26 protein-coding genes are annotated in these 25,042 nt (G+C 69.2%); 14 read left to right on the plus strand and 12 right to left on the minus strand.

All coding sequences use genetic code 11. The features are described 5' to 3' along the window. Positions 1–8 precede the first annotated feature (8 nt). A complete protein-coding gene (locus CYFUS_RS47565) occupies positions 9–1,076 on the minus strand; it encodes a DUF2804 domain-containing protein (RefSeq protein WP_095991266.1) in 1,068 nt (355 codons plus the stop codon). A 311-nt stretch (positions 1,077–1,387) separates the two neighbouring features. Here CYFUS_RS47565 and CYFUS_RS47570 point away from each other — a divergent pair, with 311 nt between their 5' ends. The 7 genes from CYFUS_RS47570 (at position 1,388) to CYFUS_RS47600 (ending at position 6,976) form a co-directional block, all read left to right on the plus strand. Continuing rightward, positions 1,388–2,929 (plus strand): SIR2 family protein, encoded by a 1,542-nt coding sequence (locus CYFUS_RS47570; protein WP_095991267.1) that lies wholly within the window; start codon positions 1,388–1,390, stop codon positions 2,927–2,929. Between the two features lie 81 nt (positions 2,930–3,010). Continuing rightward, positions 3,011–3,211 (plus strand): hypothetical protein, encoded by a 201-nt coding sequence (locus CYFUS_RS47575; protein WP_095991268.1) that lies wholly within the window; start codon positions 3,011–3,013, stop codon positions 3,209–3,211. Next, positions 3,211–4,275: an MBL fold metallo-hydrolase gene (locus CYFUS_RS47580; RefSeq protein WP_095991269.1), complete on the plus strand. Its 1,065-nt coding sequence runs from the start codon at positions 3,211–3,213 to the stop codon at positions 4,273–4,275. The genes CYFUS_RS47575 and CYFUS_RS47580 overlap by 1 nt, the downstream gene beginning before the upstream one ends. 66 nt (positions 4,276–4,341) lie before the next feature. Next, positions 4,342–5,076 (plus strand): hypothetical protein, encoded by a 735-nt coding sequence (locus CYFUS_RS47585; protein ID WP_095991270.1) that lies wholly within the window; start codon positions 4,342–4,344, stop codon positions 5,074–5,076. A gap of 113 nt (positions 5,077–5,189) precedes the next feature. Beyond that, a complete protein-coding gene (locus CYFUS_RS47590; protein ID WP_157759074.1) occupies positions 5,190–5,669 on the plus strand; it encodes a DUF4126 family protein in 480 nt (159 codons plus the stop codon). 93 nt (positions 5,670–5,762) lie between these two features. Then, entirely contained in the window at positions 5,763–6,599 is an 837-nt protein-coding gene (locus CYFUS_RS47595; protein ID WP_232537224.1) for a TIGR02587 family membrane protein, read from the plus strand. Beyond that, positions 6,596–6,976 carry a hypothetical protein gene (locus CYFUS_RS47600; protein ID WP_095991273.1) on the plus strand — a complete coding sequence of 127 codons (381 nt, stop codon included), beginning with the start codon at positions 6,596–6,598 and terminating at the stop codon, positions 6,974–6,976. Before CYFUS_RS47595 ends, CYFUS_RS47600 begins: the two co-directional genes overlap by 4 nt. Positions 6,977–7,055: 79 nt before the next feature. Here CYFUS_RS47600 and CYFUS_RS47605 read toward each other — a convergent pair whose 3' ends face one another. Genes CYFUS_RS47605 through CYFUS_RS47620 form a run of 4 tightly spaced genes read right to left on the minus strand, consistent with a single transcriptional unit; the run spans position 7,056 to position 11,247 of the window. Beyond that, positions 7,056–7,859, minus strand: a complete 804-nt coding sequence (locus CYFUS_RS47605) for an alpha/beta fold hydrolase (protein ID WP_095991274.1) — start codon at positions 7,857–7,859, stop codon at positions 7,056–7,058. Between the two features lie 9 nt (positions 7,860–7,868). Further along, the gene (locus CYFUS_RS47610; RefSeq protein ID WP_095991275.1) at positions 7,869–9,041 is read right to left on the minus strand and encodes an ABC transporter permease; all 1,173 of its coding nucleotides are present in this window, start codon (positions 9,039–9,041) and stop codon (positions 7,869–7,871) included. Next, entirely contained in the window at positions 9,038–9,772 is a 735-nt protein-coding gene (locus tag CYFUS_RS47615; protein WP_095991276.1) for an ATP-binding cassette domain-containing protein, read from the minus strand. Before CYFUS_RS47615 ends, CYFUS_RS47610 begins: the two co-directional genes overlap by 4 nt. Then, positions 9,769–11,247, minus strand: a complete 1,479-nt coding sequence (locus tag CYFUS_RS47620; protein ID WP_420042721.1) for an alpha/beta hydrolase — start codon at positions 11,245–11,247, stop codon at positions 9,769–9,771. Before CYFUS_RS47620 ends, CYFUS_RS47615 begins: the two co-directional genes overlap by 4 nt. A gap of 109 nt (positions 11,248–11,356) precedes the next feature. Here CYFUS_RS47620 and CYFUS_RS47625 point away from each other — a divergent pair, with 109 nt between their 5' ends. The 5 genes from CYFUS_RS47625 to CYFUS_RS47645 all read left to right on the plus strand — a co-directional run bounded on the left by CYFUS_RS47625 (position 11,357) and on the right by CYFUS_RS47645 (position 14,379). After that, positions 11,357–12,196: an LEA type 2 family protein gene (locus CYFUS_RS47625; RefSeq protein ID WP_232537226.1), complete on the plus strand. Its 840-nt coding sequence runs from the start codon at positions 11,357–11,359 to the stop codon at positions 12,194–12,196. Between the two features lie 110 nt (positions 12,197–12,306). Further along, positions 12,307–12,699, plus strand: coding sequence for an aspartate 1-decarboxylase (gene panD / locus CYFUS_RS47630; RefSeq protein ID WP_095991279.1), 393 nt, complete (start codon positions 12,307–12,309; stop codon positions 12,697–12,699). A 48-nt stretch (positions 12,700–12,747) separates the two neighbouring features. Continuing rightward, the gene (locus tag CYFUS_RS47635) at positions 12,748–13,242 is read left to right on the plus strand and encodes a hypothetical protein (protein WP_420042670.1); all 495 of its coding nucleotides are present in this window, start codon (positions 12,748–12,750) and stop codon (positions 13,240–13,242) included. 15 nt (positions 13,243–13,257) lie between these two features. After that, positions 13,258–13,869, plus strand: a complete 612-nt coding sequence (locus CYFUS_RS47640) for an EcsC family protein (RefSeq protein ID WP_095991281.1) — start codon at positions 13,258–13,260, stop codon at positions 13,867–13,869. 9 nt (positions 13,870–13,878) lie between these two features. Further along, entirely contained in the window at positions 13,879–14,379 is a 501-nt protein-coding gene (locus tag CYFUS_RS47645) for a GGDEF domain-containing protein (RefSeq protein ID WP_095991282.1), read from the plus strand. A 12-nt stretch (positions 14,380–14,391) separates the two neighbouring features. Here CYFUS_RS47645 and CYFUS_RS47650 read toward each other — a convergent pair whose 3' ends face one another. Further along, positions 14,392–15,831, minus strand: a complete 1,440-nt coding sequence (locus tag CYFUS_RS47650; RefSeq protein ID WP_232537227.1) for a sigma-54-dependent Fis family transcriptional regulator — start codon at positions 15,829–15,831, stop codon at positions 14,392–14,394. 246 nt (positions 15,832–16,077) lie between these two features. On the opposite strand from CYFUS_RS47650, the gene CYFUS_RS47655 reads away from it, so the two are divergent. After that, positions 16,078–17,472 (plus strand): FHA domain-containing protein, encoded by a 1,395-nt coding sequence (locus CYFUS_RS47655; RefSeq protein WP_198316380.1) that lies wholly within the window; start codon positions 16,078–16,080, stop codon positions 17,470–17,472. A gap of 11 nt (positions 17,473–17,483) precedes the next feature. Here CYFUS_RS47655 and CYFUS_RS47660 read toward each other — a convergent pair whose 3' ends face one another. From CYFUS_RS47660 to CYFUS_RS47685, 6 genes are all read right to left on the minus strand, one after another. Beyond that, positions 17,484–19,685, minus strand: a complete 2,202-nt coding sequence (locus CYFUS_RS47660; protein ID WP_095991285.1) for a patatin-like phospholipase family protein — start codon at positions 19,683–19,685, stop codon at positions 17,484–17,486. 82 nt (positions 19,686–19,767) lie between these two features. Beyond that, a complete protein-coding gene (gene trxA / locus CYFUS_RS47665; protein WP_095991286.1) occupies positions 19,768–20,148 on the minus strand; it encodes a thioredoxin in 381 nt (126 codons plus the stop codon). A gap of 10 nt (positions 20,149–20,158) precedes the next feature. Continuing rightward, complete coding sequence (locus tag CYFUS_RS47670; RefSeq protein WP_095991287.1) at positions 20,159–20,482, minus strand: FKBP-type peptidyl-prolyl cis-trans isomerase; 324 nt, start codon at positions 20,480–20,482, stop codon at positions 20,159–20,161. Between the two features lie 146 nt (positions 20,483–20,628). Beyond that, on the minus strand, positions 20,629–21,585 hold the full coding sequence (locus tag CYFUS_RS52100; RefSeq protein ID WP_232537228.1) for an outer membrane protein: 957 nt from the start codon (positions 21,583–21,585) through the stop codon (positions 20,629–20,631). A gap of 131 nt (positions 21,586–21,716) precedes the next feature. Next, complete coding sequence (gene nadE / locus CYFUS_RS47680; RefSeq protein WP_095991288.1) at positions 21,717–23,606, minus strand: NAD(+) synthase; 1,890 nt, start codon at positions 23,604–23,606, stop codon at positions 21,717–21,719. A gap of 76 nt (positions 23,607–23,682) precedes the next feature. Continuing rightward, a complete protein-coding gene (locus CYFUS_RS47685; RefSeq protein ID WP_095991289.1) occupies positions 23,683–24,342 on the minus strand; it encodes an LON peptidase substrate-binding domain-containing protein in 660 nt (219 codons plus the stop codon). A gap of 126 nt (positions 24,343–24,468) precedes the next feature. On the opposite strand from CYFUS_RS47685, the gene CYFUS_RS47690 reads away from it, so the two are divergent. After that, positions 24,469–25,035: a YqaA family protein gene (locus CYFUS_RS47690; RefSeq protein ID WP_095991290.1), complete on the plus strand. Its 567-nt coding sequence runs from the start codon at positions 24,469–24,471 to the stop codon at positions 25,033–25,035. The last annotated feature ends 7 nt before the right edge of the window (positions 25,036–25,042 follow it).

A 25,042-nucleotide genomic window follows, 5' to 3' on the forward strand; every position in this document is an offset into this window, starting at 1 on the left:
GGGGCTGTTCACCAGAGCATGTCCTGGTCCTCGGTGACGCCGGGCACCGCGGACAGCACATGCGTGTGGCCGTCCACGCGCACCGTGCCCTCGAAGAGCCCCAGGGGCTGGGCGAAGTGGCTCACCACCACCTTGAAGTCATGGTCCTCGCGGTGGACGTGCAGGGGTTGGAAGCTCAGGTCCACCACCCCGTCGTCCGTGCGCAACCGCCAGGGCTTCATCAACTCCTGACGGTCGTACTCGAAGCTCGCGCGGCCCAGGGGGATGAGCCGGTTGCCGAGCCACAAGGCGTTCTCGTTGGTGTGGGAGCTCACGTTGAAGCCCTCGACGAGGTTGAGGCCCACGGGCGTGCCATCCGCGAGCCGTCCCGCCAGGAAGGCCCAGCGCCACGCGGTATGCCGCGCGAGATAGCCCTGGGTGTAGTCCGTGCCCCCCACGCCCCCGTCGAGCTGGAAGCGCTTGCCCCCCGCCTCGAGCGTGCCGAAGGCCAGCATCCCGCCTCGCTTCTGGGTGACGTTGACGAAGCCGTCCCCCTCCACGGGAGCGATGACCGACATCGCCGGGGCGCCCCCGGCCACCAACAGGCTCCCATCCCACTGGAAGGTCTGGAGGCTGCCGGTGCGCAAGCGGCTCACGTCCACGCGCAGCCGGTAGCGCTCGTCCTCCGCGCCGCGCTGCGCCGTCATCCGTCCACCCAGCGTGCGGAACGACACGGACAGCCCCGCCCCGGGCCGATTGCCCACCTCGGCCAGCGGACCCGGTGCTCCCAGGAAGCTCACGTCGCAGAGCACCCGCCGCTCCTTCAAGTCCAACGCCACCGCGAAGGCATTGGCCGAGTAGCCCACGTCCACCACCGCGAAGAGCGCCAGCACCTCGCGCGTGGCCGCCAGGGTGTAGTGCCAGCGCTTGCGCTTGAGCAGGCGATCCTTCGCCGCCGACGGGGCCCACCGGCCAGTGAGCTTCTGCAAGTCCACCTCGGGCAGTTCACCCTGGTAGGTGCCGAATCGGGGCTCGCCCGACGCCGTGGCCACGGAGGCCGGCGCCAACATCAGCGTGAGTTCTCTCTCCGGGGTCATATCGGCTCCAAGTCGGCTCCAAAGTGGGTCAGTACCCGCCCACCGTCTGTTGTCCGTGGGTACGGCCGGAGCGTCGCGCACGGAAGATCCGACCCCAGTGTGAACAAGTGGTTGAAGCCCACTCCTGCTGGCCAGGGGAAGTGATTGTACCTGAATGAACGGCAAGCGGCTGCCCGCTCTCCTGCCGTGGGGGCACGAGGCCGCGATGACGCGGCGCACCTTCCTTGCTGACTTTTCCAGTAGATGTGTCAGACGCTGTTCGTAAGGTAGTGCGCGTGGGGAACAACGGCGGGTACGGGGAGAGAGGGGCCATGAGCATGAGCAGGCTGTCGGCGGGTGATTTCGTTGCCAACCTCCAGCGGAGTTTCCAGGAGGGCTCCTTGGAGTTCCTCGTGGGCGCGGGCGCATCCATCGCGTCGGGCCTGCCGTCCTGGAACGAGCTGAACCGCCGGCTGTTGAGTTCCTTCCTGGCCCAGGAGCACAGCGACCTCGAGTTCCAATCGGGCGACCTCGATGTAGCCGCCCGGATCTTCGTGGACAACTTCGGCCGGGAAGCCGTGGTGGACGTCGTGCGCGACAAGCTGCCCGCGGAGCGCTACCTCGACATGCTCCGCGACGCGCTGTACCGGGGCGTCCCCAAGGACGTGAGCAGCATCCACCTGGAACTGGCCGCCATCCTGGCCGCATCGATGGACACGCCCCGGAGGCGACTGCACGGCCTCTACACCTTCAACTTCGATGATCTGCTGGAGCGCGCGGCGGAGCGCCTGCTGGGAAAGGCGCCCGAGGTCATCGTGACCGGGGAGCGGCCCGCGGAGCCACACGTCGTGCACCTTCACGGCTACCTGCCACCGACTCCGGGGAAGACACCGTCGGGCACGGTGGTCCTCTCGGAGAAGGACTACCACGAGGCGCGGGGCGACTGGGCGAGCCGCAAGCTCGACGATCTCTTCACGGAAGAGAAGAAGACCGTGTTGATGGTGGGTTTGAGCCTGGCCGACCCCCGGCTGCGTGGGTTGTTGCTGGAGCGCGTGAAGAGGGCTCAACGCCACCAGTCCGTGGCCCGCGTCTACGCGCTGCTGTCGAACAATCCGCCCTCGCCCGGTGCGGAACTCATGGATCGGCTGGCGCGCAACTTCGTGCGGCGGCACCAGGAAGACTTCTGGGCGTCCTGGCGAATGCACGTGCTCGACGTCGAGAGCCACGACCTGGTGCCCTTCTACCTGCGGCAGATCCGGCTGGGTTCCAACGGAGGGACCTGGGCGGAGAAGGGGGAAGCGTTCCTGCGAGCCACTTCTCCGGTGTTCAAGGATCTCTACCGCGAGGAGGTCCAACGCAGTGCCATCAACGTGCTCAAGGGAATGCACTCCTTCTTGAAGCGGCGGTTCGCGGTCCTGCAGGAGGAGGAACTCCACATTGGGGGCTTCATCCCGGCGGCGGGTGCGCTCATCCAGCTGGGTTTCCGTTATCGCGGTGGAGACGGCACGGGAGACATCATCAACGAACCCTATGCGCGAACGCGGCAACTGAGCGTCGCCTCGATGGAGAAAGCGCAAGGAGCCTCCGGTTTCACTTTTCTCCGCGGAGTAACGCTCGAAGCGTCCCGGGACCCGCGGCTGCATGCCAACTTCACGGCACCCATGCTGGAGTCATGGACTCACGATCAAATCTTCTCCTCCATGGTCTGTGTGCCCATCTATGACTCGGCCAACTGGATCCCCATCGGGGTCATCTACCTCACATCGAATCGACTCAAACCCTTTTGGGCAGGACTCGACACCGAGGACTACGAGCAACTGGAGACATTGCTCCGCAACACCTTCACCGAGGTCTTGAAATATGCCCCCATCTAGAGGGAGTCCTTCGCTCTGAGGGAGGAGGTGGACGATGGACAGGCCCATGCGAAGATGCACCCAGGTGATGGAGAGGTGGCCATGAAGAAGGTCCAACGGGTCGAAGTGGATGGGTTCACGGTGGTGACGGTGGGCGACTCCTCGCTGCACGGACGAGCGAAGGCCCGAGCCCAGGTCAAGGCGATTGCCCAGAAGGCCCGCGAAGAGGAGAGGTTGAGTCGACAGGCGAGGCAGTCGTCGACCCAGGAAACATTGACCCCGCCTGGAGCCCAGAAGGAGTGATGACCGCGTTCGCTCCGACCCACCTCCTGTCACGCATTGGCCTCGGAGTGCTCACCCTGGGGATGGCGATGGGCGCGGGTGGCTGCGTCTTCGCCGCGCCCACCTGGAAGGGCCCCCCGAGCGACCACTTCGATGGCCGGCGCTTCTTCAACCTGGAGCCCCGCGAGCAGCGGATGGGCTTCCTGGACTGGATGCGAACCCGCCGGCCCGGTCCGTGGAAGGACTGGCACGACGTGCCACACGGCCCACCTCCGCCCGAGCGTGTGGGCCGCGGCGCCCTGCGCGTGACGTTCATCAACCACGCCACGGTGCTCTTGCAGCTCGATGGGCTCAACATCCTCACGGATCCCATCTACAGCGAGCGGTGCAGCCCGGTGTCCTTCACGGGACCCAAGCGCGTGCGTCCGCCGGGCATCCGCTTCGAGGACCTGCCGCCCATCGACGCGGTGGTGCTCAGCCACAACCACTATGACCACATGGACGTGGCCACGCTGCTGCGGCTCCAGGAGAAGTTCCCCGCGATGCGCCTGTTCGCGGGACTCGGCAACGGGGCGTTCCTCGAGGGCCGGGGTCTGCGCCAGGTGACCGAGGTGGACTGGTGGCGGGAGTTCCCGCTCACCCCCGAGGTGACGCTGGTGAGCGCGCGCACCCAGCACTTCTCCAACCGGGGAATGACCGACAGCGGGGGCACGCTGTGGACGGGCTACGTCTTCCGGGGGCCGCACGGCGCGACGTACTTCGCGGGGGACACGGGCTGGGGCCGGCAGTTCGCCGAGGCCCGGGAGCGCTACGGGCCCATGCGGCTGGCGGTGCTGCCCATCGGGGCCTACAAGCCCGAGGGTTTCATGTCACCGGTGCACATCTCGCCGCGCGAGGCCGTGCAGGCCAGCGTGGACCTGGGCGCGCGCCACAGCGTGCCCATGCACTACGGGACGTTCCGGCTCGCGGACGATGGAGAGACGGAGCCCCTGTGGGACCTGGCGGGGGCGCTGGCGGAGCGGGGCGCGGACGCCCCCAAGTGGTGGGTGCTCGGCTTCGGAGAGGGCCGGGACGTGCCGCCCTGACCTCCAACGTCTGTACAGGTGCCCGACATTCCAGGTAGGATGGCCCCGACAACGGGAGACACGGACATGAGCGGCACCCCAGGCAAGAAGGGCGACAGGATCGGGCCGTATCGGCTGGGCAGACGCTACCGGGGCACCGACCCGGGCGAGGGCTCCATCCACGAAGCGCACCATGTCGAGACGGGCGCCCCGGCGCTGGTGATCCTCCCGGGCACGAACGAGGACGGACGCCCGCGAAGCGCCTGGAGCGTCCGGGCCGAGGGCTCGCTCCATCCGCCCTACCAGGCCGTGCACGTCGAGCAGCCGCCCCAGGGACGCGCCTCCCTGCATGACTTGACGCTGCTGCTCATCCGGCTCGCGGGCGCCACCGCGCACATCGAGAACCGCAAGGACGCGCACGGGCATTTCTCCCGCGTGCCCGCACACGCCCGCATCCGGCGATGGGTGCTCCACTGGGGACTCTCGGGGGCCGCGGCGGCCATGGCGACTGGACTCGTCCTCTTCCTCTGGCCTCACGCTCGCGAAGCAACGAGGGTGCGGACCACGAGCGAGGACCCCGTCTTCTTCGCCGACAGACAGAACCTCGTGTTTCCCATTGCCTCCTACCCGATGCCGGAAAAGCCCTTCAAGGAACAGCAAAAGCCTCCATGCCTCGAAGAAACGGAGGTGGAAGTCCGGGGCGGCTGCTGGATTGAGCACACGAAGAAGGCGCCCTGCCCGCGCAGCACGGCCGAGTACCAGGGCAAGTGCTACATCCCCGTGAAGAAGCAGCCCCCCCCTCCGAGTTCCCTCCAGCCCTGATGCGCGGGGAGCGGCAGCCGAGCAGGCAACCCCTGTGTGGGGAATGGTCGCTCCTCGTTGGCATCCCCATCCTCGCTGACAGGCGAAGTGGTCGCAGCCACGAGGGTGGACACATGAATCGAAGCGACATGATGACCGCGGCGGGGATGGGGGCGATGGCGGGAATGAGGGCGCTGGGTGCTCCGGCCTTCCTCAGCCAGCACCTGGCCGAAGAGGGAGCGAGCGCGAAGGCGAATCCCGTGGAGCAGTTCCTCGCGTCGTCGACGACGGCCCGTGTCCTGCCAGTGCTCGCGCTGGGCGAGCTGGTGCTGGACAAGCTGCCCGGGATGCCCTCGCGCGTCGTGCCGCCGGTGCTCCTCATGCGGCTCGCCTCCGGGGCCCTGGTGGGAGCGGCCGTGGCCCGGCAGAAGGAGCGGTCCGTGCTGGGGTTCGCCGTGGTGGGCGCGGCGACCGCGTTGGTCACCTCGTTCGCGCTCTACACGGTCCGCCAGTTCGCGCTCCGCAAGCTGCACATCCCCAACATCGTCGCGGGCTTCCTGGAGGACGCGCTCGTCGCGTCGGTGGGCCACCGGCTGACGGCGGTGATGGGATAGGCGCGGGGAGCTGAATGCATTGGCGGCGCGATGGATGACGCGCGACACGAGCCGGAGGGAAACGCTTCGCCCGGGAGGCTCCGACGTCCCATCATGGAGTCCCTGCGCGAGTACGGCCGGGGCATCGCGGGCGGGCTGCTCTTCAGCCTGCCGCTGCTCTACACGATGGAGGTGTGGTGGGCGGGCTTCATCGCCCGGCCCGTCCACCTGCTGTTCTATCTGCTGGGCACCTTCGTGCTGCTGCTCGGCTACAACCGCTATGGCGGCTTCCGGCGGGACGTGAACTGGAGCGAGGTGTTCGCGGACTCGGTGGAGGAGCTGGGGCTGGGACTGCTGGTGTCCACGGCGGTGCTCTTCCTGATTGGCCGCCTCACCGCGGACAGCTCGTGGCCGGAGGTGGTGGGGATGGTGACGGTGGAGGCGGGCACCGTGGCCATCGGCATCTCGGTGGGCAGCGCGCAGTTCGGCGGAGGGGGCGGAGGCGGGGACGAGGGCGGCAAGGAAGGAGACGAGGCGAAGGAGCGTGACGCGGCGGATCACGTGCCCGGCCAGCTCGTCATCGGCTTCTGCGGAGCGGTGCTCTTCGCGGCCAACGTGGCGCCCACGGAGGAGATCGTGATGATCGCCGTGGAGCTGACCCCCGTGCGGCTGCTGGGCACGGCGCTGCTGTCGCTGCTGCTCGGAGGGCTCATCCTGTACCAGCTCGACTTCACGGGAGCACACCGCTTCACGAGGCATCGCCGGCTCGGTGACGTGCTCATGGGCACGGTCATCACCTACGCGCTGGCGCTCGCTTCCGGGGCGCTGGTGCTGTGGTTCTTCGGCCGCTTCGACGGCAATGGGTTGTCCATCTGCGTGGCGCAGGTGGTGGTGCTGGGATTCGCGGGGACGCTCGGCGCCTCCGCGGGAAGGCTGCTCATCCAATCATGACGGCGAAGTGGAACTGGCTGGAGCGGATCGTCTTCGCGGTGAGCTGCGTGCTCGTGGCGGCGGTGCTGGGCTTCATCGCGGTGGACGCATGGACGATGGGCGACACGCCGCCGGACCTGGTGGTCACCGTGGGCACGCCCCTCCAGGGGAGTGGACACTGGCGGGTGCCCATCACGGTGGAGAACCGCGGCGAGGAGACGGCGGAGGAGGTGCGGGTGGGGGTGGACCTGCGCCAGGGGAGCGAGGTGCTCGAGCGCTCCGAGCTCTTCATCTCCTACGTGCCCCGGCACTCCCGGCGGGAGGGCTGGGTGACCTTCCTCCACGAGCCCTCTCCCGCCGACCTGGAAGCGCGGCCGCTCGGTTACGCGAAGCCCTGACCGGGTCGCTCGAGAACAGCCGGACCGGTAGCTCGATTGGACGCGGCAGCGGGTTGCAGGTCGGCTCGCGGCACGGGCCTCACGCGCGCGGAAGCGCGGAGACAAACCTCTCGATGATCGCGGTGACGGCCTCTGGCGCATCCTGACTGACGAGGTGCCCCGCCTCGGGGACGACGTGTTCGGTGATTCCTTCCGCCGCGGCCCACCGCGGCATCGCGGTGGCGATGTTTCCCGTCTCGTCGGCGGAACCCCTGATCAAACAGAGGGGGATTGGAGTCCGGTACGAGGGCTCGGGCGTGACGAATCCGACCGTCGCCTTCAAGACCTCGATGAACTGCGACTTGCTCATCTGCGCGAACGCGCGAATCGCGTCTTCCCGAGCGGCGGACGTCACCGCCGACGCGCGCGCCATGAGAAGCAGAAGTCTCGACTCTGGAACCAACGCGAGTAACGGGGCCGCCAGCTTGAGCAGGAAGCGCTCGGTGGTGGTGAGCGGCCCCGTGTTCCAGGTGGAGTCCATCACGATGAGGGCCCTGTAGGCTCCGGGGCTCCGCCGAACGGCCGCCTGGGAGAGATTGCCACCGAGCGAGAGCCCAGCCAGCACCGGCTTGAACAGTCGCAGGTGCTCGATGAGCGCAAGGAGATCCTGGTGCGCGCGCTCGCCGGTGAAGGGTTCACCGTTCGGCCTGGAGGCCCCGTGTCCGCGCATGTCCCAAACCACCACCCGGTGCCCCGACATCGCGAGCCGATCGTATTGCGCGTCGAACATGTGATGGTCGGCGCCCGCTCCATGAGTGAACACGATCGGTGTTCCGTCTCCTCCGCTGTCCGCATAGCGGAGAAGGCACCCTTCGACACGAAGCCCCTGGCTCAGCATCACCATGGGAGCGGCTCAAGAGCGGCCGAAGATGATGCGCTCGTCGCGCAGCAGGCGGGCCGTCCACCCGAGGAACACCCCGGCGAACGCCATACAGCTCACGAGCCCCAGCACGAAGGGCAGCGGACCCAGGGGCTCACCGCGCATCAGCTCCTGCACCAGCATCTCCTGACCCAGCACCGGCACGGCGAACATCCAGGTCTGGCTCTGCACGGGCGAGAGCACCAGCACCATGCCGGGCAGCGTGGGCAGGAGCGACAACATCTGCATGTACGTCTGCGCTTCCTTGAAGGAGCGCGCGAAGGTGGACAGGAGCATCTGCCCCGCCGAGGCCATCAGCGCCAGGGGCAGCACGCCCGCCCACAGGCCCAGCACCGCGAGCGGATCCAACCGCACCTTCACGCCCAGGTCCTGCAGGGGCACCCGGTTCATCACCAGCAGGAAGGCCACGAGGCACAGCGTCGTCGCCGCGACGGCGAACACCACGGCGGCGAGCCACTTGCCCAACACCAGCGCCTCGCGCCGCACGGGGTTGAGCAGCAGGGACTCCAGCGAGCCGCGCTCGCGCTCGCCGGCCATGGCGTCGATGGCCACGTTCATCCCGCCCGAGAAGGCGGCGAACACGAGGAAGATGGGGATGATGGACAGCAGGCTCGCCGCCAGCCGCTCCGGAGTGGACAGGTCCACCTCCTCCACCTTGAGGGGCGAGGCGAGCTCCGGCGCCACCCCGCGCGCGAGCAGCCGCTGCGCGCCGAGCAATCCCGAGTACCCGTTGAGCAACTGCTGCACCCGGCGGATGGTGGTGCGCGCCTGGTTGCGCGAGTTGTCCATGACGAGGTGCACCTTGGCGGTGCGGCCCGCGGCGAAGTCCTCGCCGTAGCCCTCGGGGATGATGAGCACGGTGTCCAGCTTGCCCGCCTGGATGCGCGCCTCGTAGTCCGCGGGGGGCTCGGTGAGCGTGGCGCCGGAGCGCTCCAGGTAGGCGACGAGGCTCGGGGCATGGGAGCGGCCCAGCACGGGCAGCTCCAGGGGCTTGTCCTTGTTAAGCCAGGAGGCCATCACCGTGAACATGACCCCGAAGAGGATGGGCCCCAGGAGGGTCATGCCCACCGCGCTCCACACCGAGCGGTGGTCGCGCAGGTGGTCGCGCATCTCCTTGCGAAACACCGTGGAGAGCAGCGACTTCATAGCATCAACCCCTGGTCACTGCCGATGATCGCCACGAACGCCTCCTCGAGGTTCTCCTTGCCCGTGCGCGCGCGCAGCTCGTCCGGGGTGCCATCCGCCACCACGCGGCCCCGCGCCACCACCACGATGCGGTCGCACAGCGCTGCCACCTCCTGCATCACGTGGCTGGAGAACACGATGCAGTGGCCCTGCTCGCGCAGGCGGCGGATGAGCGTGCGCACCGCGCGCGTGCTCATCACGTCCAGGCCGTTGGTGGGCTCGTCCAGCAGCACGTTGCGCGGCCCGTGCACGAGAGCGCGCGCCAGCGCCACCTTCATGCGCTCGCCCTGGCTGAAGCCCTCGGTGCGCCGGTCGGCGATGTCCTTCATGTCGAGCAGCTCCACCAGCTCGGCGATGCGCGTGTCGAGCGCCGCGCCGGACAGGCCGTGCAGCTCTCCGGCGTAGCGCACGTGCTCGCGCGCGGTGAGGCGCGGGTAGAGGCCGCGGGCGTCGGGCAGCACGCCCAGGACGCGGCGCACGTCCAGGGGGCGCTCGGCCACGTCCAGACCGTCCACCTTCACGCTGCCGCGGTCCGGGCGGATGAGCGAGTAGAGCATGCGCAGGGTGGTCGTCTTGCCCGCGCCGTTGGGCCCGAGCAATCCGGTCACCACGCCGTCCTCGGCGCGGAAGCTCACGTCCTCCACGGCCGTCACCGCGCCGAAGCGCTTGTGCAGGTTCGTCACGTCGATCATGGCACCGGCCCCGCGAAGGAGGTGAAGAAGGGAGGACGGGCCAGGCTCTCGCGGCACTTGGGCTCGAGTCCCTTCACGCTCCCGCGCGTCACGAAGTCCGACATCAGCGTGCGCGCACACCCGACGGTGTACGTTCCGTGGCCCACGCCGGGCAGCACCACGTGCAGGCTGTTGGACAACGTCTTCTTCGCGTCCTCGGCCCACTGGGGCGGCGTCACGGGATCCAGCTCGCCGGACATGAGCAGCACGGGCACGTCCGACGTCACCGGGTCGCGGTAGCCCGCGGGCACGCTGCCCCGAGGCCACAGCTCACAACTCCTGAGCGTGTCGCGCAGCTCGCGCTCACCCATCCAGGAGCCGCGCGCCTCGCGCACGATGGCCTCCTCGGTGATGAGGGGCGCGTCCTCGGAGCACACCACGGACAGGTGCATGCCCTGGCTCATGTTCTTCTCGAGGCTCCCGTGCATCGTGACGTAGAGGGCGACGAAGGGCCCCCAATCGCCCTGGGTGGCGCGGTCCACCACGAGCGGGAGCATGGCGGCCGTCTCGGGCTGGTAGAGCAGGGAGTGCAGCGCGCCCACGAAGGCCGTGCGGGTGAGGATCACCTCCTCGGGGGCGCCGGTGAGGGGGTGCTGCACGCGGGTCTTCAGGGGTTCGCGCGCGAGGCTCTCCAGGAGCGCGGTGAAGCGGCCACGCAGGTCCGGATAGCGATGCGAGCACGCCGCGTCCCGCTCGCAGCCCGTGAGCAGCAGATCCAACGAGCGCTGACCGTCGCGCGCGACGTAGAGGGGAAGCACGAGGGACATGGGCGCCACGCCATCGAGGATGACGGTGCGCACGTGCTCGGGGTGCTGGCGCAGGTACACGAGCGCGGCGCGCGTGCCATAGGACACGCCCCAGAGGTTGAGCTTGTCGTAGCCGAGCGCCGCACGCACCTCGTCCAGGTCATCCATGGCGATGGGCGTGGTGTACAGGCGCACGTCCGCGTCGTAGCGGGCGAGGCACGCGCGGAGCTCCTTCTCGTGGAAGGTGTCGTCGAACTGCTCGGTGAGCGGCGCGGTGGGGGGGACGGGATCGCACTCGAGAGGCCCGGAGTCACCGGTGCCGCGCTGGTCCACGAAGACGAGATCCCTCTGGCGTTGGATGCGCTCGAGCAGCGGCATCACCTGCCCGGCCAGCTTCGCGGCGCCCTGTCCGGGGCCACCGGCCAGGAGCACCAGCGGATCCGACAGGGGCGAGGAGGCGAGCGCGGGCACCACCACGACCTTCAAGGGCACCTTGCGCCCCTGCTTCGCCGCGCGGTCCTCCCACACCTCCAGGGTGCCGCACAGGGCCTGCCTTCCCACGCCCTCCAGGCGGCACGGAGCGAGTGGCAGCGTACGGTTCGACTCCCCGCCCGAGCCCCGGGAGCAGGCGGAGAGCGACAACAAGGCGCCGAGCAGGACGGACAACCAGCGGAATTCGCGCGGTCTCAAGGTGCTCAAGACTTACCATCGCCCCCCACCCCGGTGCACTGTCCCGGTGACGGCCCGCGCGAGGGGCGATTGAATGGCCCCGGCGCTCTTCCCGTCCGCCTCCCCAACCATGAAGACGAATCGAACCCTCCTCCTCCTCGCTGTCCTTGGCCTCTCGCTCGGCACCGGCTGCGCCGCGTTGCAGAAGATGGCCAAGAATGCCTTCAAGAAGCCCACCCTCACCTTCAAGACGGCGCGCCTGTCCCAGGCCTCGCTCTCCGACGCCACCGTCGACCTCGTCTACCAGCTCAACAACCCCAACCCGCTGGGCCTCAGCCTCGCGTCGATCAGCTACGCCTTCTTCGTCGAGGACAAGCAGGTGGTGGCGGGCACACCCGCCAAGGGCCTGAACATCGCGGCCAACGGCAAGTCGGAGCTCGTCTTCCCCGCCAACGTGCGCTTCGCGGACATCGCGCCGGTGGTGACGACGTTCCTCACCAAGGACAGCGCCCGCTACAAGGCCCAGGGCAGCATCGGCGTGAAGACGCCGCTGGGCGTGCTGAGCTTCCCCCTGGAGCACGAGGGCACCTTCGAGGTCCCCAAGATTCCCCAGGTGCAGTTCCAGTCGCCGCGCATCACCAACGTCACCGTGCAGGGCGCCACGGTGGAGTTCCCCCTGGTGGTGAAGAACCGCAACAGCTTCGCCCTGCCGGTGGCGGGCATCGGCGGCGCGCTCAAGGTGGCGGGCGCCAACGTGGGCAACCTCGCCACGGGCAACCTCGGCCTGCTGGAGCCCGGTGGCACCAAGGAGCTCACCCTGCCCCTGAAGATCAACTTCGCGAGCGCCCTGTCCGCGGCCAACGCCCTGCGCTCGGGGGGCAACGCCCAGGTGATGCTCGACGGCCAGTTGCAGTCCGGCTCCCAGAACGTGCCGATGGACATCTCCCAACTCCTGAATTTCCGGAAGTAGTTCGCGGCGGCGAGCAGGGCAGGCGGGCGAACGAGGTCTTGTCGGTTGTTCCCCGGCGCATCCCCCGTTACGGTTGCGCCGGAAATTCCCAACGGACCCCGACATCCGCCATGCGCCGAATCCTCTTCAAGTCCAAAATCCACCGCGCGACCGTGACCCAGGCCGATCTGGATTACGAGGGCTCGGTCACGATCGACCGGAATCTCCTGCGCGCCGCCGACATCCTTCCCTTCGAGAAGGTGGCGGTGTGGAACGTGACGCAGGGCACCCGCCTGGAGACGTACGCCCTGGAGGGTGAGGCGGGCAGCGGCGTCATCTGCATCAATGGCGCGGCGGCGCACCTGAACAAGCCGGGGGACCTGGTCATCATCGCCACGTTCGCCGAGGTGGAGGAGCACGAGGCGAGGAACTGGAAGCCGACGGTGGTGTTCGTGGACGCCGCCAACCGCATCGTGCCCGGGGTGACCGAGGAGATTCCGGGCCCGGCGCGGCGCATCGCCTGAGGCCGTCCATCCGCCTCGCTCCGCTTTACGCTCCCGCGCGGGCTTGCCATGCTCGTGCGCGAGGGGCGCGCGGATGCGCTTCGAGAGGCGAGGGACGAGATGAAGTGGACGTGGGCAGGCGCGGTCCTGGTGGGGATGCTCACCGGCTGCGGGACGAGCCGCGAGGCGTTCCGTCCCAACCCCAACGACGATGATCCGCTGGTGGGCTCGGTGAAGGTGGTGCGCGCGCCGCTGAAGGACCGCTGCGAGCAGCATGGACGCTCGTCGGTGCGCGGCCCATGTGACGAGGCCCGCTACCTGGCGACCGAGTACACGCGGCGGCTGTCCGTGGGCGACGAGGTGTGCCTGGAGGACGGCTATGGCGAGCCGCCGGGGCCGGTGTGCAAGGCCCGGGCGGTGGTCATCGACACGGCGCCCGACCAGGTGAAGCTCGAGGTGCGCTCGACGAAGCCGGACTCGCGCTGGTTCCAGGCGGAGATGCGACATGCCTGGTACGAGGAAGGGGCGCTGGTGGACCTGTACCTCGAGGAGCAGGGTTACTGAGGGGAGGAGGGCAACATGGCGTTCTACGATCCCATCGCCGACAAGGTGAAGAAGCTCACCCCCGCGGAGCTGAAGAAGCTGGCGGACACGAAGCTCACGGACCTGGTGCAGCAGGAGATACCGCGCGCGCGCAAGCGGGTGCTGGAGCTGGAGCAGCGCTACCCCTCCGCGGGCGTACGCGAGCGGGCCCAACGGCTCATCGACGAGAAGAAGCACGTGGCGAGCATGACGGGGGGCATCTTCGGCGTCTTCGGGCTCGTGGGGCTGCCCATGGATCTCACGGTGATGGCGTGGTTGCAGCTCACGCTGCTCGTGGACGTGGCCACGCTCTACAAGGTGAACATCAAGGGCACGCACGCGCTCAACGAGCTGTTGGAGCTGTACGGCTACACGACGGGCGTGGGGACGGTGCGGCGCTCGGGGCCACGGGTACTGGGCTCGGTGGCGGAGGTGCTGCTCAAGAAGGGGGGCATGCAGACGCTCGGAAAGGCGATGCCCCTGGTCGCCGTGCCGGTGACGGCGTATCTCAACCACAAGCACATCCAGATGGTGGGCGACAACGCGGTGCGCTTCTACGAGGGCTTCCACAAGGCGCACGCGAAGACGCGCGCCGCCTCGCACAAGTGAGAGCCGCCGATGAGCGAACGCGCCCCCCAGGTATGTCCCCGGACGGGCGCCTACCTGCGGCCCCACTTCGAGGAGCTGCTGGCACGCGCCGTGTCGGACGCGCACCTGACGCGGCTGCCACTCACGGTGCTGTGGGTGGACGTGGATGAGACCCAGGAGGGCAACGACACGCACGGCCGCGAGGCGATGGACGGCGCGTTGAGCGCGCTGGTGGACGAGTTCGCCGCGGAGCTGGACGGGCGCGGGCCCATCGGGCGCATGGAGGGGGACGCCTTCGCGGCATTGCTCTACGCGGTGACCCCGGACATGGGCGAGCGGCTCGCGGAGCGGATGCGCCACCGGTTCGCGGCGAGGCGGTTCGGCCCGGAGCCGGGCGGCTTCCACCTCACGGTGTCGGTGGGCGTCGCGGCGCTGCGACCCCAGGAGCCGTATGGCAACCTGCTGGACGCGGCCGAGGCGTCCTGTCTTCAGGCGAAGCAGGCGGGACGGGACCGGGTGGTGCGGCGCTAGCCCCTCGCGCGCTCACGAGAGCCCCAGCGCCTTCATCCGGGCCTTGAGCGTGTTGAGCGCGATGCCCAGATCCGCCGCGGTCCGGGTCTTGTTGCCGCCCTGCCGGGCCAGGGCCTCCTGGATGTCCTGGGCGGTCAGGGCACTGGGTCGTTTGCGCACGGGCGCCAGGGTGTCCACCGGGGGAGAGCCCGTCCCTGGCAGGAGCAGCGGCACCGGCGCGCCTCCGAAGCCCAACGCGCGCTGCTCCAGATAGGAGCGCACCGCCTCGAGCGAGATGAGGGCCGGAGCGCGCGCGTTGCCCTCCAGGGACTGCTGGGCGGCCTCGCGCGCCACCACCGTGCGCACGGTGGACTCCAGCTCGCGGATCTGCCCGGGCCAGTTCGCCCGCGCGAGGAAATCGAGCGCCTCGGGGGTGAGCTGGGCGTCGTACTGCTGCTCGACCTTGAGCCGGTGCAGGAAGGTGGCGACGAGGTGGGGGATGTCCTCGCGCCGCTCCTCGAGCGTGGGCAGGATGATGAAGTCGCCCGCGGCGAGCCGCTGCGCCAGGTCCGGCCGCAGGTCCGTCTGCCGCAGGGGCACCTTGGAAGCGGAGATGAGGCGGAAGCGGGGCGGGGGCTCGCGGAAGTCCGCCGGAGCGCCCAGCGGCGCGAGGCTCCCGGTGCCCTCCAACACGTCCACGAGGAAGTCCTGGGCGATGCGCGGCAGGAACTCCACCTCGTCCAGGAAGAGCGTGCCGCCGTTGGCGCCGTAGAGCTTGCCCACGCGCGCGAGCGAGGCGCCCGTGTACGCGCCCTTGAGGTGCCCGAGCAATTCACTCGTGAGCGAGGCGGGATCCTGCGGCAGCCGCCCACAGTTGAGGATGACGAAGCTGCCCTCCAGGCCGCCGCGGCGGTGGATTTCCCGCGCGATGAACGTCTTGCCCGTGCCCGAGTCGCCCCGGAGGAACACCGGCAGCGGGTGGCGGGCGCACCGGTCGATGGAGCGCTCGAGTTGCACCGTGGCCGAGGAGGTGCGCGGCGCGGCGTGGGGACGCGCCCCGCCCTCCACGGGCATCTCGGCCAGCAGGGTGAGGCGGCTCCTGCCGTTGCCCAGCAGCACCATGTCCCCCGCCTCGAGCACCCGATCCTTCGAGGGAGTGAGGCGATGGAAGCGCACCCGGGTCTCCTTGCCGGGCACGTCCGGGCGGCCCACGTAACTGCCATTCTTCGAGTCGAGGTCCCGGTACACCCAGCGGCGATCCTCGCGCAGCGACAGGCGCCCGTGCTGCCGGCTCACCGCCTCGTGGGAGAAGACCACGGTGGACTCCGGCGACCGCCCGAAGATGTAGGCCCGGTCCGGATACAGCGGGGACACCAGGTCCTCGATGCCCTCGCGCTGCACGCGCAGCGCCTTGGGCTCGCGGTAGGGCGGATTCCACCCCGAGGACGTGTCCGGCTCGTTCTCCCGCCCCACGGCGCCCCCCTTCCCCCCTGCTGCGTCCTTGGGCCCGCCTGCCATTCTCACTCCGGGTACGAGACTGCCGTCAGGATTGATAGCAGTTTTGACGTCTGGCGGGCGCCCGGAACGGACTTCCCGGAAGCGATGGGATTAAAAGTCTCTGGTACCACGGTAATAAATGAGAGAGGGTGCGCTGGCATGCGACGTGCTTGGAACTGGTGCCGGCAACCGGGCGTACGGGCCCTCCTCCCAGGAGCACGCGTGTTCAACATCACTGTCGGGTTCATTGGTGAGAACAACACCCAGACGGGGATCCTCAAGCGGCGGGAGATCGCCATCGGGAGGGATCCCGCGAACGATCTCGTCCTCGATAACGGCAGTGTCTCACGCACCCACTGTCGACTGGTTGCCATTGAAGGAGCCACCATCGTGTTGGACGAGAACTCGAAGAACGGAACCTGGCTCAACGGCAAGCCCGTGGACCACCCCTCCGTGCTCAAATTCGAGGACGAACTGGTCATCGGACCCTACTCCCTGCGCGTCCAGTCCCTCGTGGGACAAGGCATCGCCCAGGACATACCCGGGGGGGTCGTTTTGAACCCACGCCTTGGGAACACCCCATCCTCCACGCCGGGACAGACGGCGCTGATCCAAGGGCTGTCGTCCCTGGAGAAGCGGCGGCAGGAGCTGCGCTGGCTCATGCGCGAGCCGACCGCCCACCCGCGGGTGGATGGGCTGTTGCGCGCGGCGCTGAGGGATGCCGACCTGGAGGTGCGTCTGACGGGCGCCCTGACGGCGGCGCGGCTGCGCGCCCGCGAGATGCTGCCCCTGTTGCAGTCCTCGGACACGCCCACGCTGCTGCAGGAGGTGGACGAGCCGCGCGAGCGCCGCTTCCTCGAGCAGCTCTGGTACGGGGTCATCCGCTACCTCCAGGAGCGCCGCAACCCAGGGGACACGGTGCCCGGGAGGGATCCGCTCCGGCCCCTGTGGCAGCTGCTGGCGGGGGATCTCGAGGTGACGGACTCGGCCTCGCTGCTGCTGCACTCGCTGAGCACCCCCCTGGAGACGGGGCCCGGGCCCACCGCCCTGCCCCCGGGCGTGGTGGAGGAAGGCGGCCTGTACTTCCTGCGCCGCTCGGGCGTGCCCCTGCAGTGGGTGGCCCCCATCGAACACTGGCTGGGCGCTCCCCCCGTGCGCCGCGTGCGCTCCGAGGGCTTCTTCGTGGCCCGCGTCCCCATGGATCGCCCTCTGGCCAAGTGGGTGGGTCAGCCACAACCCGTCCGTGTCGTCTCTGACCACGAGCAGGTGTGGCTGGGTTCGTGCAAGGAGGCGGAGCGGCTGTGTGCCCAGCTCTCGGAGATCGAGGGCGTCACGCTGCGCCTGCCCACGGCGGACGAGTGGGAGATGGCGGCGCGCGGCACGGATGGACGGCGCTACCCGTGGGGCAACATGCCCCAGGAGGACTGGGAGGAGTGCTCCTCGCCGTGGGGGGTGGACCACCTGGTGGGGGACGTGCCGGAGTGGACGTTCGAGCCGGACAGCGGCACCCAGTTGCTGCGCGGAGGCGTGGAGGCGCGCACGTGGGTGCGCCATCCCGTCTACGAAGGCGAGGAGGAGTTCGCCGCCGCGCTCCGGTTCGTCATCGCCGGCGGCTGAGGGGCCCCGACTCACGGCGGCACGTCGCGTTGGCCCGGGCAGAGCAGAAGCTGCCGGGCACGCGCCTGGGCCTCGGGGCTCGCGGTGAGCCACTCGCGCACCGCGGCCACCTGGTAGGCCATCGTGGCGCTGTCCGCGGCGCGCTGTAGCTGCGCCACATCGTGCGCCGACAGCGCCCAGCTCAAGGGCGCCGTCTGATTGAACTCGAAGGGCTGGGTGGTGAAGAAGCACGGCTGTCCGGCGTTCAGCTCGTCCTGGACGAGGCTCAGCAGCTCGTCGTTGCGAAACGACATGCTCGACTCGCGCGCCTGGAGCACCGCCTCGATGGGGGACGTGAGCCCTCCCATCACCGCGCCCGCCCCGCTCTCGCGCAGCGTCGAGAGCCGGCCGTTGCGCAGGTGATCGCGAATCTGCAGCAGCACCACGCCCGAGGTGCACGCGCGGATCCACTCGCGATGCGCGTGCAACCACATGAGCGCCAGATCCACCCCGTAGTTGTCGTAGTAGCCGGCGTCCACCACCCGCACGCGCGGCGCGGTGGGCAGCGCGCTCGCCGGGCTCATGTAGGGAAACGAGGCGCTCATGCGCGCCGCCGTGGCCACCGCGAAGACGGATTGCTTGTGGGGGAAGAGCTGGAAGAGCTGCACGCCCGACAGCGAGAGCAGGGCCCGGGAGGCCTCCTCGCGCGAGTCTCCATTCGGGTCCGCCACCAGGATGCTCGACTCGGACCAGGTGAGCGCAGACAGGTCCAGGTTGCTCACCAGCAGCCGCCGCCCGTCCTCCACCAGCATGGGTGAATACACGAGCGAGGGCAGCCACCCGGAGGCCTCGCCCGGACGCAGCGCCTCGAAGGAGCGCCCCAGCAGGCCCTCCGTGTTGCGCACCCAGGTGTGCTCCAGCGAGCGTCCCCGGTCCTCGCCTCCGGGCAGCAGCAGCGAGATGGCCGGGGAGGAGAGGCTGTCCTGCTGCATCACGGACGTCAGGGAGAAGTCCCCGGGCAGGCCCTCGGCCCGCAGCGCCGTCACCCAGGTGCCCGCCGCCACCATGCCTCCCGAGGCGCCGGTGACCAGACGCACATAGCGGTGGAAACCCGGCACCCCCTCGGGCCCCTGGAGCTTGGAGAGCACGTGCGCCGTCCAGGCCGCCGCGCGGATGCCACCGCCGCTCGTCGCCACCAGCGCCATGCGGGGCTTGGGACCCGGCGCGCAGGGGCCCGGCGCCTCCTCGGCGACGGGCGGCGTGTCCCCGGGAGCGAGCCACAAGGCCCCGGGTGGTGGCTCCGCCCGCATCCGCGACAGCCACGCCTGGAGCGCCTGCTCGTCTCCGAGCAGGCCCGTGTCCCGGGGAGGACCCGGGCTCGTGCCCGTGTACGCGGGAGGCTGGGACAGGGACAGCTCGGCATAGACGGAGTCGTCCGCGCACCCGCGCCCGCCGAACAACACCAGGGCTCCCGCGAGCAGGAAGGTGCCCATGTGACGCGAGGGGAAGAAGAAGCGGACCGCGCCATAGACGGCCCCGCTGAGGCCCACCGCCACGCAGATGACCACCGCGGGAGACACCCAGTTGTGCACCCCCGTGAGCGCCACGTTCGCGGCCACGACCAGGTAGCCCAGCCCGAAGAGCAACAACAACCAGGCCTGCATCACGTGCAGCACCAGCAGGTGGGTCGAGCGCCGGCGGAAGAACGTCGCCCCGATGCGCCGCAGCAGGCGGTGCCGGCGCCAGTCCGACTCGCTCCAGCGCCGCAACCACTCGGTGACCCGGGTGAGCAGCACCATGACGCCCAGCGCGGCCAGCTCACCGAAGAGGAAGGCGAAGTACCGGCGGGTGAGGCACGGCACGCTGAGCACGCCCAACAGCAGCGGATAGGTGCCGGTGCGGAACAGGTACCAGCCGAGCGAAGGCGGCACCCCGCCGCGCTTGCCCGGCCGGGGCGCCAGGGCCCACCGCTCGTCCGCGTCCAACAGATAGCCGATGAAACACAACTGCCCGAGCAACATCGCCGCGATGAAGCCCGCGATGAACGTCACCCGGGGCACGTCATGGAAGAAGAGATTCGACAGCCCCAGCGCGTCGAAGGCCCCCCACACCATGGACACGACGAGTGCCTGGAGCACGAGCAGTACGGGGCTGCGGCTCCACCATTCCAGGAGGGGACGCAGCGGTTGCGCCGTCCTGCCCCGCCACCAGTTGCTCACCCACGCCCAGGACATAGGCCCCGAGCCTGCCCCAGAACGCCTCCCCCGGGAACCCCCACCGCTCACGGGCCGCGGGATGCCCCCCGCGCCCGAGCACTCAGGCTTGCGGCGCCTTGGCCTTCTTGCTCGCCTCGATCTGCCGGTGCACCTCGTCCATGTCGAGCGCGCGCACCTGCCGGATGAGATCCTCCAGGGCCGCCGCGGGCAGGGCACCGGGCTGCTCGAAGAGCAACACCCCATCCCGGAACACCATCAGCGTGGGGATGGAGCGGATCTGGAAGCTGCCGGAGAGCTCCGGCTGCGCGTCCGTGTCGATCTTCCCGAAGATGATGTCCTCATGCTTCTCGGCGGTCTTGTCGTAGATGGGCGCGAAGGCGCGGCAGGGACCGCACCACGAGGCCCACCAGTCGAGCATGACGATGCCCGGCTTGGAGACCGTTTCCTTGAAATTGTCCTTGGTGATTTCGAGCGTGGCCATGGGAAGGCTCCTAACGGACGTCCAGCAATTCCACCTCGAAAAGCAACGTGGAGTTGGGGGGAATGACGGGCGGGAAGCCCCGGGCGCCGTAGCCCAGGTCCGGCGGGATGGTGAGCTTGCGCACCCCTCCGATCTTCATGCCCGCCACCCCCTGGTCCCACCCCTTGATGACCTGACCCGCGCCCAGACGGAAGGTGAAACCTTCCTTGCGGTCCCGGCTGCTGTCGAACTTCGAGCCATTGGTGAGCGTCCCCACGTAATGCACCGTCACCGTCTTGCCCGCCACGGCCTCGGTACCCGTGCCGACCTTCGTGTCCTCTACCTGCAAGCTCATGATTCACCTCCCATTTGGAAAGAATCCCACCTTAACGTCTCCCTTCCGTGCGCCGCATCCGGAAGGGTGGAAAAAGAGCGGCGCGGCACCCGGAATCGCAGGGTGCCGCGCCGTGACTGTCCTGCCTTTGTCACTCACCGGGGGACCTAGAACGTGCCACCCAGGTTGATGGTGCCGGTGTAGCGGCCCGTCCAGGTGTCGGCCTCCACGCCCGGGGAGAAGTCGTTGTTGAGCAGGAAGTTGTAGTTGATGCGCGCGTCGGCGGTGAAATCACCGATGTGCGTGCGCAGACCCGCGCCCACCGGGACGTTGGCGTTGGTGTCGTCGCGGAAGCCGGTGTCCCCGCTATTGCGGACGTTGTAGCGGTTGAGACCGAAGCCGCCGAGCACGTAGGGCTGCACGGGCGTCGCCGCGAGGCCGAAGGTCAGGGCCGCCTGGCCGCCGTTGCGGATGATGTCCGGGCCACTGCCCGCGTTGTCCCGCAGGTCGTTCGCCGCGCCGGAGTAGGCCAGCTCCAAGCCAAACACCTTGCTGGGCTTGATGGCCGCCGTCACCCCCACCGCCGCGCCGGGCCGCACCTCGGGAGCCAGTCCGCCCGTGTAGCCTTCCACACCGCCGCCGACCATCACCGTCAGGCCGCGCATGTTCGCTTCCTTCTTGGGCTTCTCGTCCAGCGCCCTCAGCGCCTCGGCCTCCTTCACGTCGTAGCCTGAGCCGCCAATGGCCTCGGAGTCATGCACGTCGTAGTCGCGCTGCAGCGACGAGGGCTGCTCTCCGGGGAGCAGACCCGCGTGCGGATCATGCATCGGCACTCCCGCGCCACCCGTGCCCTGCTGCAACGGCGTGCAGTAGAGCGTCACGCCCCCCTGACCCTGGATGATTTGCGAGTTCGGAGCCGAGGGTTGCACCGCGGGAGGCGTCAGCACCTGACCCGAGCCCCCGAACCCCTGCTGTTGGTTCACATCTCCGGCGCCGCCGATGCCCATGTTCTCCGGGGCTCCCTGCTCATGCCCCTGGTTCACATCCGTCTCGACCTCCTGGGCCATCGCGGCGCCGCTCGTGAGCACCGCCGTCACAAGACCCGCCAAAATCTTCGTGTTCATCCGAACCTCCAACCGTCGTGTGGGTGACAGGAAGTTCGTTACCGGTATGACGTTCGGCAAGGAGTGGCCCCCGGGGGAGGGCCGCCCCCCCGCCTCGGGGGCTCTCGAGCAGACGGCCCCGGACGACCCGGTCAGCCACGCGTCCAATCACTGCTCGTCACGACGGGCAGTTGCAGGGCGCGCTCGCGATCCAGGTCCAGGTTGCCGATGTGCAGCGACAGCGGGGCCTGCACCCACTTGTAGATGGACTGGAGGAAGAGCCGGATGAACTTCTCCACGTAGCCGCGCAGCCGCTCCGCCTCGACCTCGGGGAACATCGCCTCGAGCGCATGGAGCATCTCGGCGGGCACCAGCTTCTCTCCGGCGAACAGGTAGAAGCACGCATCGAGGATGGGAAAGGGCATCAGCTCCTCCTCGCCCACCTGGTTGTGCGCCAGCTCCGGTCCGGCCGGCTTGGACAACACCTTGCGGATGCCCTCGTAGTTCGTCTGCTCCAAGAGGTAGTCCAGCAGGTACATGACGACCGTCTTGGGCACGTTGGCGATGACGGCGAGCGCTCCCATGAGATCGCCGCCCACGGTGGTGTAGCCCACCGCGCGCTCGCTCATGTTGCCCGTCTGCAGGAACAGGCCCCCGCTGGAGTTGGACCAGTTCCACATGCGCTGGGCGCGCAGGCGCGCCTGGATGTTCTGCTCGGTGAGGGCCGTGGGCTGGGCGCCGCCGAGCATCGTGCGGGTGACTTGCAGCTCCCGGTCGAACGCCTCCTCGATGGGGACGACCTCGAAGGGCACGCCCAGCTCGCGGGCGATCGTCTCCGCCGCGTCGCGCGTGGCGTCGCTCGAGTAGCGGCTGGGCATGTAGAAGGCGCGGATGAGGCTGCCCGGGTTGTCGGGCCGCACGCGCCTGGCATAACGGTGGGCGACGAGCAGGGTGAGCAGCGAGTCGCGCCCGCCGGACAGGGCGATGCCGAGCACCTTGAAGGCCCGCGTCTTCTCGAAGTAGTCGCCCACGCCGAGCGACAGCGCATCGAGGATGTCCTCGCACAGCGCCTCGCGTCCGGAGCGGCGGGTATCGGGCCCGGGCAGGAAGAAGCTGCGGTGGGCGGGCACGGGGTAGCGCAGCTTCTCGCGCCGGGTGGTGACGACCTGCGTGCAGTCGATGGTGGGCACCAGCTTGCCGCCCTCGCGCAGCCACGTCTCCCGGTCACTGCGCCAGGTGGTGTTCTCCGTGCGCAGGCGCAGCGTGCGATCCAGATCCACCACCGCCGAGGCGAAGCCCTGGCGGAAGCGGGGCTCCTCGGCCACGGGCTTGCCGTTCTGGTTGATGAAGCCGCCCCCATCGAAGATGAGGCCGTCGTTGCTACCCAGCGCGTTGGAGTAGGCGATGGTGCACTGGAAGTCCGCGGCGCGCGTGGCGAGCTGCTCGCGCCGGGTGTCCACGTGGCCCAGCCGGAAGGGCGAGGCGGACAGGTTCACCACCAGCTCGCCTCCCGAATAGGTGCGCCGACGGATGGGCCCCTCGGGGCTCCAGATGTCCTCGCACACCTCGGGGGAGATGATGCCGAAGTCGAAGTGGAAGAGGTAGTCGCCGAGCGGAATGCCCCGGAACTGCTCGTGCATGCCGGGCACGCCGCGGGCGAAGGTGCGGCCCTCGTAGAAGATGCTGTAGGTGGGCAGCTTCTCCTTGGGGACGAGACCCACCACCTTGCCGCCCGCCACGATGGCGGCGCAGTTGTAGCGCAGGCCCTGGTGCGCCACCGCCACACCGATGAGGAACACGCTCGGCAGCGAGGCCGTCTCCCGGGCGAAGCGCTCGAGCTGGGGCCACTGGTTGTCGACGAACCCCTGCCACTGCACCAGGTCCTCGGGGGGATAGCCGCCGACGAGCGATTCCTGGAAGACGCCCACGGTGACGTCGTCGGCCGCCATCTGGCGTGCCAGCTCCAGCGCCGCGTCCACGTTGCGGGCGAAGGCACCCACGGTGACGTTGACGCTGGCGAGCCCAATCTTCACGAGCCGCATGGAAAGAGTGCCTCCTCGAACTCAGAACGGGATGAGGCGCGCGAGCAGACGCCCGGACGGCACGCCATGCAAGCGCCTAATTCAGCGGACCCGTCGGCTTGACCGGACTCAAACGCGCGACGAGCTCCGCCACCTCGTCCACCACCTCCAGGAGCCGCGTGCGCACGTCCAGCTCGCACAAGAGCTCCTGGCGCCGCTCGGGCTCCGGCACGATGGCGGCGGCCACCACGTCCGCCAACATGCCCCCCTGGGAGCGCGCCGCGAGCGGCAGGAGGTTCTCCGCGAAGGACACCGGCACGCGTCCGGCCAGGTCGAGCACCGCCTGCCGCAGCCGCTCCTCCTCGGGGCCCTGGTAGACCGGATCCGGCAACGGGTGCACCCGCACCTCCCGGTAGGGTTTGTCCGCGGGAAGCTCCGCGAGCAGCCGGGCACGGCAGACGCCCTGCAGGAGGATGTTGTAGCGCCCGTCCGGCAGCTCCTCGTGCCAGATGATGAGCCCGGCGCACATCATGGGCTGCAGGGGGGGCCGCTCTCCGTACTGCCCTTCCCAGCCCGGCTCCAACTGGGCGAGCGCCATCACCTTGTCCCCGGCGAGCGCGTCGCGCACCAGGGCCCGGTAGCGCGGCTCGAAGATGTGCAGGGGCAGAACGGCGTGCGGAAAGAGGACCGCGGAAGGCAGCGGAAAGACCTTGAGTGCCTGGGTGGTTCGCTCGATGCGTTCGAGGGCCGTCGTCATGGGGGCACCGTAGCCCGGTCCCCCGGCCCGGGTGAATGAGGGGGTGTTGCCAGCCGGCAGGCGGGCGTCTTCCGGGGGACGGAAGGCTGATAACGCGTCCACTTTCCGCTAGCGTGCGCGCCCTCGATGACCGAACCCGCTCCCGTCGCCGCCCCTTCCGGGAAACCCTCCTGGTACCGCCGACTCTACCTGCGCGTGGAGTCCCTCTCGTCCACCCCCCATGCCCTGGGCGCCATGATGTTGGTGTCCGTCGTGGACGCCTCGGTGTTTCCCATTCCACCCTTCGCGCTGCTCGTGCCCATGGTGCTCGCCCAGCCGCGCAAGTGGGTGCGCTACGCGCTGCTCGGCACCGTGGCGAGCCTCCTCGGTGGTTTCATCGGCTACTACCTGGGGGTGCTCGTGCACCAGGGAGCCCTGAGCGCCCTGAACATCAACCTGGACGCACGCATCCAGCGCTTCGGCATCGATGCCACCGTGGGCGAGCTGCTCGGCCAGAACTTCTGGGTGTTGGCGCTCCTGTGCTCGGTGCTGCCCACGCCCTTCAAGATCGTCGCCATCGGCAGCGGCATGGTGAGCGTGCCGTTGGACCGCTTCTTCCTCGCGGCGCTCATCGGCCGCTCGGCGCGCTTCTTCGCGGTGTCCGGGGTGATGCGCTTCTTCGGACCCACGGCGCGCAAGTGGCTGCGCGTGTGAGCGCGCC

This window comes from Cystobacter fuscus (assembly GCF_002305875.1).
Taxonomy (GTDB): domain Bacteria; phylum Myxococcota; class Myxococcia; order Myxococcales; family Myxococcaceae; genus Cystobacter; species Cystobacter fuscus_A.

Excerpts from the sequence above, each read along its gene's own strand:
- trxA (WP_095991286.1), bottom strand. The coding sequence starts at position 20,148 with ATGGCCACGCTCGAAATCACCAAGGACAATTTCAAGGAAACGGTCTCC.
- CYFUS_RS47625 (WP_232537226.1), top strand. The coding sequence starts at position 11,357 with ATGAAGACGAATCGAACCCTCCTCCTCCTCGCTGTCCTTGGCCTCTCG.
- CYFUS_RS47660 (WP_095991285.1), bottom strand. The coding sequence starts at position 19,685 with ATGTCCTGGGCGTGGGTGAGCAACTGGTGGCGGGGCAGGACGGCGCAA.
- CYFUS_RS47575 (WP_095991268.1), top strand. The coding sequence starts at position 3,011 with ATGAAGAAGGTCCAACGGGTCGAAGTGGATGGGTTCACGGTGGTGACG.
- CYFUS_RS47580 (WP_095991269.1), top strand. The coding sequence starts at position 3,211 with ATGACCGCGTTCGCTCCGACCCACCTCCTGTCACGCATTGGCCTCGGA.
- CYFUS_RS47595 (WP_232537224.1), top strand. The coding sequence starts at position 5,763 with ATGGAGTCCCTGCGCGAGTACGGCCGGGGCATCGCGGGCGGGCTGCTC.
- CYFUS_RS47605 (WP_095991274.1), bottom strand. The coding sequence starts at position 7,859 with ATGGTGATGCTGAGCCAGGGGCTTCGTGTCGAAGGGTGCCTTCTCCGC.
- CYFUS_RS47610 (WP_095991275.1), bottom strand. The coding sequence starts at position 9,041 with ATGAAGTCGCTGCTCTCCACGGTGTTTCGCAAGGAGATGCGCGACCAC.
- CYFUS_RS52100 (WP_232537228.1), bottom strand. The coding sequence starts at position 21,585 with ATGAACACGAAGATTTTGGCGGGTCTTGTGACGGCGGTGCTCACGAGC.
- CYFUS_RS47615 (WP_095991276.1), bottom strand. The coding sequence starts at position 9,772 with ATGATCGACGTGACGAACCTGCACAAGCGCTTCGGCGCGGTGACGGCC.
- CYFUS_RS47585 (WP_095991270.1), top strand. The coding sequence starts at position 4,342 with ATGAGCGGCACCCCAGGCAAGAAGGGCGACAGGATCGGGCCGTATCGG.
- CYFUS_RS47570 (WP_095991267.1), top strand. The coding sequence starts at position 1,388 with ATGAGCATGAGCAGGCTGTCGGCGGGTGATTTCGTTGCCAACCTCCAG.
- nadE (WP_095991288.1), bottom strand. The coding sequence starts at position 23,606 with ATGCGGCTCGTGAAGATTGGGCTCGCCAGCGTCAACGTCACCGTGGGT.
- panD (WP_095991279.1), top strand. The coding sequence starts at position 12,307 with ATGCGCCGAATCCTCTTCAAGTCCAAAATCCACCGCGCGACCGTGACC.
- CYFUS_RS47685 (WP_095991289.1), bottom strand. The coding sequence starts at position 24,342 with ATGACGACGGCCCTCGAACGCATCGAGCGAACCACCCAGGCACTCAAG.
- CYFUS_RS47690 (WP_095991290.1), top strand. The coding sequence starts at position 24,469 with ATGACCGAACCCGCTCCCGTCGCCGCCCCTTCCGGGAAACCCTCCTGG.
- CYFUS_RS47635 (WP_420042670.1), top strand. The coding sequence starts at position 12,748 with ATGCTCGTGCGCGAGGGGCGCGCGGATGCGCTTCGAGAGGCGAGGGAC.
- CYFUS_RS47670 (WP_095991287.1), bottom strand. The coding sequence starts at position 20,482 with ATGAGCTTGCAGGTAGAGGACACGAAGGTCGGCACGGGTACCGAGGCC.
- CYFUS_RS47565 (WP_095991266.1), bottom strand. The coding sequence starts at position 1,076 with ATGACCCCGGAGAGAGAACTCACGCTGATGTTGGCGCCGGCCTCCGTG.
- CYFUS_RS47640 (WP_095991281.1), top strand. The coding sequence starts at position 13,258 with ATGGCGTTCTACGATCCCATCGCCGACAAGGTGAAGAAGCTCACCCCC.
- CYFUS_RS47590 (WP_157759074.1), top strand. The coding sequence starts at position 5,190 with ATGAATCGAAGCGACATGATGACCGCGGCGGGGATGGGGGCGATGGCG.
- CYFUS_RS47645 (WP_095991282.1), top strand. The coding sequence starts at position 13,879 with ATGAGCGAACGCGCCCCCCAGGTATGTCCCCGGACGGGCGCCTACCTG.
- CYFUS_RS47600 (WP_095991273.1), top strand. The coding sequence starts at position 6,596 with ATGACGGCGAAGTGGAACTGGCTGGAGCGGATCGTCTTCGCGGTGAGC.